Origin of the sequence: uncultured Caldilinea sp., from assembly GCF_937128415.1 — a bacterium.
Classification (GTDB): domain Bacteria; phylum Chloroflexota; class Anaerolineae; order Caldilineales; family Caldilineaceae; genus Caldilinea.
The window spans coordinates 147983-155000 of record NZ_CAKZMJ010000065.1; the positions used below are offsets into that span (position 1 = coordinate 147983).

The 7018-nt window shown below is 64.0% G+C and carries 7 protein-coding genes (1 of these 7 only partly in view); 5 read left to right on the forward strand and 2 right to left on the reverse strand.

The window, feature by feature from the left end:
* Positions 1-4 precede the first annotated feature (4 nt).
* The 5 genes from Q0367_RS10615 to Q0367_RS10635 are packed head-to-tail and all read left to right on the forward strand — an operon-like array spanning position 5 to position 5463.
* On the forward strand, positions 5-1459 hold the full coding sequence (locus tag Q0367_RS10615) for an FAD binding domain-containing protein (RefSeq protein ID WP_298982146.1): 1455 nt from the start codon (positions 5-7) through the stop codon (positions 1457-1459).
* A 19-nt stretch (positions 1460-1478) separates the two neighbouring features.
* A complete protein-coding gene (gene purE, locus Q0367_RS10620) occupies positions 1479-1973 on the forward strand; it encodes a 5-(carboxyamino)imidazole ribonucleotide mutase (RefSeq protein ID WP_298982149.1) in 495 nt (164 codons plus the stop codon).
* A 51-nt stretch (positions 1974-2024) separates the two neighbouring features.
* The gene (locus Q0367_RS10625; RefSeq protein WP_298982152.1) at positions 2025-3257 is read left to right on the forward strand and encodes a 5-(carboxyamino)imidazole ribonucleotide synthase; all 1233 of its coding nucleotides are present in this window, start codon (positions 2025-2027) and stop codon (positions 3255-3257) included.
* A complete protein-coding gene (purF, locus tag Q0367_RS10630) occupies positions 3247-4668 on the forward strand; it encodes an amidophosphoribosyltransferase (protein WP_298982154.1) in 1422 nt (473 codons plus the stop codon). Before Q0367_RS10625 ends, purF begins: the two co-directional genes overlap by 11 nt.
* A 3-nt stretch (positions 4669-4671) precedes the next feature.
* Positions 4672-5463, forward strand: a complete 792-nt coding sequence (locus Q0367_RS10635; RefSeq protein ID WP_297633560.1) for an enoyl-CoA hydratase/isomerase family protein — start codon at positions 4672-4674, stop codon at positions 5461-5463.
* Positions 5464-5544: 81 nt separating this feature from the next.
* Here Q0367_RS10635 and Q0367_RS10640 read toward each other — a convergent pair whose 3' ends face one another.
* Positions 5545-6480 carry a DUF1028 domain-containing protein gene (locus Q0367_RS10640; RefSeq protein WP_297633558.1) on the reverse strand — a complete coding sequence of 312 codons (936 nt, stop codon included), beginning with the start codon at positions 6478-6480 and terminating at the stop codon, positions 5545-5547.
* On the reverse strand, positions 6480-7018 hold the 3' portion of the coding sequence (locus Q0367_RS10645; protein WP_297633556.1) for an L-2-amino-thiazoline-4-carboxylic acid hydrolase. It continues 16 nt past the right edge of the window; only the last 539 of its 555 coding nucleotides appear in the window; the start codon falls outside the window, past its right edge; it ends in the stop codon at positions 6480-6482. Before Q0367_RS10645 ends, Q0367_RS10640 begins: the two co-directional genes overlap by 1 nt.

Consider the following 7018-nt stretch of genomic DNA (forward strand, 5'->3'; position numbering starts at 1 on the left):
GAGGATGACGTACGCCTTTTATCACTCACCGAACACGCTGGAAGAAGCGCTCTACCTGAAAGCCAAATACGGCGAGGATGCGCGCGCGCTCGCCGGCGCCACCGACCTGCTGCTGGAGATCGAGCGCGGGGTGCGCCGGCGCCCCGATGGCAGCCCCCCCGGCGTGATCGACCTGACGCGCATCCCTGGGCTGGCCTCGATCATCGAGAGCAACGACGTCATTCAGCTCGGCCCGCTCGTCACCCACAATCAGTGCGTGGCCAGTCCCTTGATCGTCGAAAAAGCCTTCCCGCTGGCGCGCGCCTGCTGGGAGGTCGGCGCGCCGCAGATCCGCAACCGCGCCACGGTGGTGGGCAACGTGATCACGGCCAGCCCGGCCAACGATACGATTGCGCCGCTGTTGGCGCTCGACGCCCGCATCACTGTGCGCAGCCTGGAGCGCGGAGAGCGCACCCTGCCGCTCGACGCCTTCATCACCGGCTTTCGCAAGGTCGATCTGGCGCCGGATGAGCTGGTCACCGCCGTCTCTTTCCCGGCGCTGAACGAACGTTGCGACGGCATCTTCATCAAGTTGGGTCTGCGCCGCGCCCAGGCGATCAGCGTCGTCAACGTGGCGGTGGTGGTGGAGCGCGAAGCGCCCGCTTTAGACGCGCCGTTGATCAGAGCATCCATCGCACTGGGCGCGGTGGCGCCGGTCGTGGTGCGCGCCTCGGCGGCGGAGAGCTTCCTGGTCGGCAAGCCGCTCGAAGAAGAGACCATCGCCGAAGCCGCTCGACTCGCCGTGCAGGCCGCTTCTCCGATCGACGACATCCGCAGCAGCGCCGAATATCGTCGCGCCATGGTAGAGGCGCTGACGGCCCGGGCGTTGCGACAGATTGCAGCCGGAGAGACGCGCGCCGGCTGGCCGGCGCAACCGGTGCTGCTCTGGGGAGATACGGGAGGCGTCTGGCCGGTGGCGCGACGCAACGGGAAAAGATCCGAAGGCGCCGACGCCAACGAACGCACGGCGCTCGTCAACGGCCGCAGCGTGGCGTTGCCCGGCGGCATGACGCTGCTCGACAGCCTGCGCGCCGTCGGCTTTGTGGGCGTCAAGGAAGGCTGCGCCGAAGGCGAATGCGGCGCGTGCACGGTCTCGCTCGACGGCATGGCGGTGATGGCATGCATGGTGCCGGCGGAGCGCGCATGGGGCGGCGAAATCCTCACGGTGGAAGGACTGGCTGCGTGCGGACAACTTCACCCTGTGCAGCAGGCGTTCATCGAGAGCGGCGGCGTGCAATGCGGCTATTGCACGCCGGGCTTTCTCGTCAGTGCAGCCAAATTGCTCGAAGAGCGGCCCCATCCCGACATCGCCGCAGCCGCCGAAGCGCTGACAGGCAATTTCTGTCGCTGCACCGGCTACCATAAAATCCTTGAGGCCGTCGTGCGCGCAGGTGAATTGCAAGCGGCTGCCTCAGCTTGAAGGTTAGGGAAGAACACAGATGAACGCAGAGTCTCGTCCCCTGGTCGGCGTTATCATGGGCAGCAAGTCCGACTGGGAAACGATGAAAGCCGCCTCGGAGACGCTCCATGAATTCGGCGTGCCGCATGAATGTCGCGTCGTCTCCGCCCACCGCACGCCGGACTGGATGGTCGAATATGCGGTGCAGGCTGAGGCGCGCGGGCTGGAGGTGATCATCGCCGGCGCCGGGGGCGCTGCGCACCTTCCCGGCATGACCGCCGGCCATACGCTGCTGCCGGTGATCGGCGTGCCGATCCAGAGCCGCGCGCTCAACGGGCTGGATTCGCTCCTCTCCATCGTCCAGATGCCGGCGGGCGTGCCTGTGGCAACGATGGCCATCGGCAAAGCGGGCGCAGTCAATGCGGCGCTGCTCGCCATCGCCATTTTGGCCAACACGCGGCCTACACTGCGTGAAAAATTGCGCGAATTCCGTCGGCTGCGAGCGGAGCAGGTGATGCAAGAAACGCTTGAGTAACTCATCTTGAGCAATCGATAATACCGATTCGGCTAGAGGAGATCGCCAGGAGTGAAACCGTCTTCCGTTCTCTTTCCCCCCGCCGTCATCGGCGTCTTCGGCAGCGGACAGCTTGGACGGATGCTGGCGCTGGCTGCACGGGCGATGGGGTATCGCATTCACACCTATTCGCCTGACCGGGATTCGCCCACCGGACAGGTCGCCGATCGCGAAGTCTGCGCCCCCTATGACGACCTGGACGCCGTGCGCAATTTCGTGAGAGAGGTCGACGTCGTCACCTTTGAGTTCGAGAACGTCGCCGCCGCCGTCGCAGAGGTGGCCGCCGAGGAAGGCGTCCCGGTGCGGCCAGGAGGACATGTCCTGCACACGACGCAGCAACGGCTCCGCGAGAAGCAATTTTTGCGCGGCGCCGGCCTGCCGGTGACGCCCTTCGCAGCCGTGCGCACCGAAGAAGATTTGCGGAGCGCCATGGACCAGATCGGGGCGCCCGCCGTTCTCAAAACCGCTGCATTCGGCTACGACGGCAAGGGGCAGATGCGCATCGACGCGCCTGAACAGGCGCTTTCGGCGTGGAACGCGATCGGGCGACAGGAGGCCATCCTTGAAGGCTTCGTCGATTTTGAACGCGAGCTTTCGGTCGTCGCTGCGCGCGGGATGGATGGCGCATTCGCGCACTGGGGCGTCATCGAGAATGTCCATCGCAACCATATTCTCGACCTTTCCGTAGCGCCGGCCCGGCTCGAGCCTCGCCTGGCCTGCGAGGCGATCGAGCTGGCGCGGGCGGTGCTGGAAGCGCTCGACGTGGTGGGGGTGCTTTGCGTCGAAATGTTCCTCGATCGTCGCGGGCGGCTGTTAATCAACGAGCTGGCGCCGCGACCGCACAACTCCGGCCATCTGACCATCGAGGCGTCGATCACCAGCCAATTCGAGCAACAGGCGCGCGCCGTCTGTGGACTGCCGCTGGGAGCCACCGACCTGCTCCGCCCCGCCGCCATGGCCAATCTGTTGGGCGACCTCTGGAGTCACGGAGAGCCGAACTGGGCGGCGGCGCTCGCCGACCGCGGGATTAAGCTGCATCTGTACGGCAAAAAAGAGCCGCGCAAGGGACGTAAAATGGGACACTTGACGGCATTGGCGGATACAATAGAAGAAGCGCGGGCGCGCGTGTTGAAGGCTCGCAGCGTCTTGGCGAGGCAACATGATTCAGCCCTCGAATCCAGAGAAACAGCCGCTCTGAGCGAATGGGCTGACGTGGTCAACGAGGGAGGGTCGCATGGCTCCTGAAGACAAATTGCATGAAGAATGCGGCGTTTTCGGCATTTTCGCTCCTGGACTGGAAGCGGCGCGCTACACATTTTTTGGCCTCTATGCGCTTCAGCATCGAGGGCAAGAGGCGGCGGGCATCGTCACCTGCGACGGACGCATCGCTCATGTGCACAAAGGCATGGGGTTGGTGTCCCAGGTTTTTGATGAAGACAACTTGCGCTATCTGCGTGGACACATCGCCATCGGCCACACGCGCTATTCGACGACGGGCGCGCCCAAGCTACGCAACACCCAACCCTACGTGATCGAGACGCTCGACGGGCCGCTCGCCATTGCGCACAACGGCAATCTCATCAATGCGCCGCAATTGCGTCTCGAGCTGCTCAGCCGCGGCGTGGGCCTTTCCACCTCCAGCGACAGCGAAGTGCTGCTGCACATGCTGGCCGGCGCCGGCGGCGACTGGATGGCGCGCATTCGCACCATGATGGCGCGCGCCGAAGGCGCCTACGCCCTCACGATCCTCACGCGCAACGCCGTCTACGGCGTGCGCGACCCCTGGGGCTTGCGCCCGCTCGTGCTGGGCCGCCTGCCGGGCGGCGGACATGTGCTGGCGTCGGAGAGCTGCGCCTTCGCCACGATCGGGGCTGAGATGGTGGCGGAGATTCAGCCAGGCGAGATCGTGCGCATCGACGCCAACGGATATGAAATCGTCCAGGGCGCGCCGCCTCAACGCCTCGCCTTTTGCACCTTCGAGCAGATTTATTTCGCCCGCCCCGATAGCGTGTTCAACGGTCGGCTCGTCCATCAAACGCGACAGAAACTCGGCCGCCAACTGGCCAAAGAGGCGCCCGCCGCAGCCGACATTGTCGTGCCCGTGCCTGACTCCGGCACGCCGCACGCCATCGGCTACGCCCAGAAGAGCGGCATCCCCTACAGCGAAGGGTTGATCAAAAGCCGCTACATCGGCCGCACCTTCATCCAGCCCTCCGACGAGCTGCGCAAGGTGGGTGTGGCGATGAAATTCAACCCTCTGCCGGAGAATCTCAAGGGCCGGCGCGTCGTCCTGGTCGATGACTCGATCGTGCGCGGCAACACCTCCGGCCCACTGGTGCGCATGTTGCGCAAGGCCGGCGCCAAAGAGGTGCACGTGCGCGTCGCCTGTCCGCCGATCAAATTCCCCTGCTTCATGGGCGTGGACATGGCGTCGCAAGATGAGCTGATTGCAGCCAACAAGAGCATCGATGAGATCTGCGAGCACATCGGCGCCGACTCGCTCGCTTTCCTGTCCATCGCAGGCATGATGCGCGCGCTCAAAGCCGAGGACGGCTACTGCAACGCCTGTTTCACCGGCGATTACCCCTTTTCGACGCCGATCCCACTGATCGAGCTTCAAGAAAAAGAAAAATTTGCAGACGTGTGGGGGGATTGAACAATGACGACCGATTCCAAAACCGTGCTCTACGCAGTCGAAGACGCAGTGGCCGTGATTCGCATGAATCGCCCGGAACGGCGCAACGCCTTCACGCCGGAGATGTTGACCGAGCTAAACGACGCCTTTCGCCGCGCTGAACAGGACCCAGCCGTGCGCATCATCGTCTTGACCGGCGAAGGTCCGACCTTCAGCGCCGGTCAAGACTTGAGCATCTTCACAGGTGCAATCGATCCTTCCAATGTGCGTGAAGCGATTAAAACCTATTACAAACCGCTGATCCTGCGCATGACGAGCATGCCCAAGATCATCATCGGCGCCATCAACGGCGGCGCAGCGGGCGCCGGCGCCTCGGTGGCGCTGGCGTGCGATCTGCGCATCATGGATGAGGACGGCTATCTTTTGCAGGCTTTCTCCAACATTGGGCTGGTGCCGGACGCCGGCTCCACCTGGTTCATGGCGCGCATGGTGGGCTATAGCCGCGCCCTGCAATTTTGCATCGAGGCCGAACGCATCACGGCGCCGCGCTGCTTGCAACTTGGACTGTGCAATCAGCTGGTGGCCGGCTCTTTCCTGATGCACAAGGCGATGGAGTGGGCGCAGTCGCTGGCGCAGCGTCCCACCAAAGCGCTGGGTTGGACCAAACAGGCGCTCAACGCGTCGCTGCAAAGTTCGTTGGAGGCAGCTATCGACTACGAGGCCGATCTTCAGGCGCTCGCCATCGCCACGCAGGATCACAAGGAAGGCGTGATGGCTTTCTTGCAGAAGCGCGCGCCGGTCTTTCGAGGCGAGTAACCCTGGGCCAAGTCATCTGGCGACCAACGCAGGTTTGGCTTCCGGCCAGACGCCGGTTTTCTGCAAAATGGAGGCAAGGCTTCAGCGTGCTTCCATCAGACGCTGCAAAAGCGCCGAATCCTGCGGTAAAAGGCCTGCATCCATCAGCCGTGGCGGCAGTTCGCGCCAGATAGGTTGCACGTCGTAAACCTGTCTGAGAAGAGGAAGCGCAGCATCCACCTGGCCGACCTTCGCCAGCGCACAGGCGAACCAAAACAACCCCTCCGGGTTGTCCGGCATGAGGTCGGGCGCTTCGGCGAAGCGCCTTTTCGCCGCCTCGATTTTTTCGGGCGTCACATCGCTCTCTTGAAGCAACGCCTCGGCTGCATCCCATTCATCGTAGGCCCGACGCACGCGCAGCAGGCGCCGCAGCTCAGTCAGCGGTTCGGGATGATCGTCGACGCGCAGGTCGATCCGTCGATCCACCCACGAGGGGCCGGAGGCCTGCAGGTTCGCCACCACCATTGCAGCCGACTGTCGCCCGCGAAGATCGCCGCCCTCGCCTTCCGCCGCTTCCAGTGCCGCCATCATGCGCTCGGCCAGGTCGCCCTTCGTTTGCTCGTAGGCTTCGGCCATGGCGTCCCAGACTGTTGCTTTCGTCATCAGGTTGGCTTGAACCGAGTAGCCCTCGCCGCTGCGATGGCCGGCGAAGGCGATGCATTGAACGCCGGTGTGGGTGGCGACATTGCCGTGAACGTCCACCATCGCCACCTGACGACGCTCCCGTTGCGGATCGGCGGCGAGCAGCCCGGCCAACGCCTGCGAAGCCGTTTTGCCCGCAGCCATCATCGCCAGCCCCAACGGCCCATACGAAATCTCCACAAAGGACTGCGTCGCTACAGCGCCGACGCCCGCCTGCACCCAGGGCACAACAACGCCGGTTCCAAAATAGTGAGACTGCACCGCTGCGCCAAGCTGGCCGATTGAAGGGTCGCAGGCGACGATCGAATAGGTGTGTGCCAGGCGAAACGAGCGCATCACTCCTCCAGGTTGATGGGTTGTGGCGACAAGCGGCGATAGCGAAAGTCGCAAAAGGGCCCGCCTTGCATGATCGTCTGCGTGCGCGTCAGTTCAATCTCCGGGTTGAAGCCCTGGATCAACGCCCAGTCCCGGTTGCAGGAGAGGACCGCCCCCAACTCTGGGATGCCAAGCGCCCGATAAAGTTCGGCGTAGCGACAGCGCGTCACGTTGAACTCGAAGCGCTCCGCGTCCTGCGCCAGCACCTCGATCTCGAGCGCATTGTCCTGCGTCCAGAAACGCAGCGACTCTGCCAGTGCGGCCAAAGAATTGTCGCCCATGGCGGCGGCGAGCTGAGCGCCTTGCTCCTGCGCCACTTTGATGATCGTCTGGCGCACGATTTCCACGACCTGTTCACGGCCAAAGGCTTCGCCCAGTGCGTCGATCACCGGCGCCAAAATGCGGGCTTCGACCTCGCGCCGCGTCAGCACGCCGATGCGAGCGTTGAGCGTATCAGGCGGAGCAGCTTGAGGCGATGGCGTCTCCGTTTCGGCGATCT

Bases quoted from the DNA above. Each gene is read 5' to 3' on its own strand.
- Q0367_RS10615 (WP_298982146.1), top strand. From the start codon at position 5: ATGACGTACGCCTTTTATCACTCACCGAACACGCTGGAAGAAGCGCTC.
- purE (WP_298982149.1), top strand. From the start codon at position 1,479: ATGAACGCAGAGTCTCGTCCCCTGGTCGGCGTTATCATGGGCAGCAAG.
- purF (WP_298982154.1), top strand. From the start codon at position 3,247: ATGGCTCCTGAAGACAAATTGCATGAAGAATGCGGCGTTTTCGGCATT.
- Q0367_RS10635 (WP_297633560.1), top strand. From the start codon at position 4,672: ATGACGACCGATTCCAAAACCGTGCTCTACGCAGTCGAAGACGCAGTG.
- Q0367_RS10640 (WP_297633558.1), bottom strand. From the start codon at position 6,480: ATGCGCTCGTTTCGCCTGGCACACACCTATTCGATCGTCGCCTGCGAC.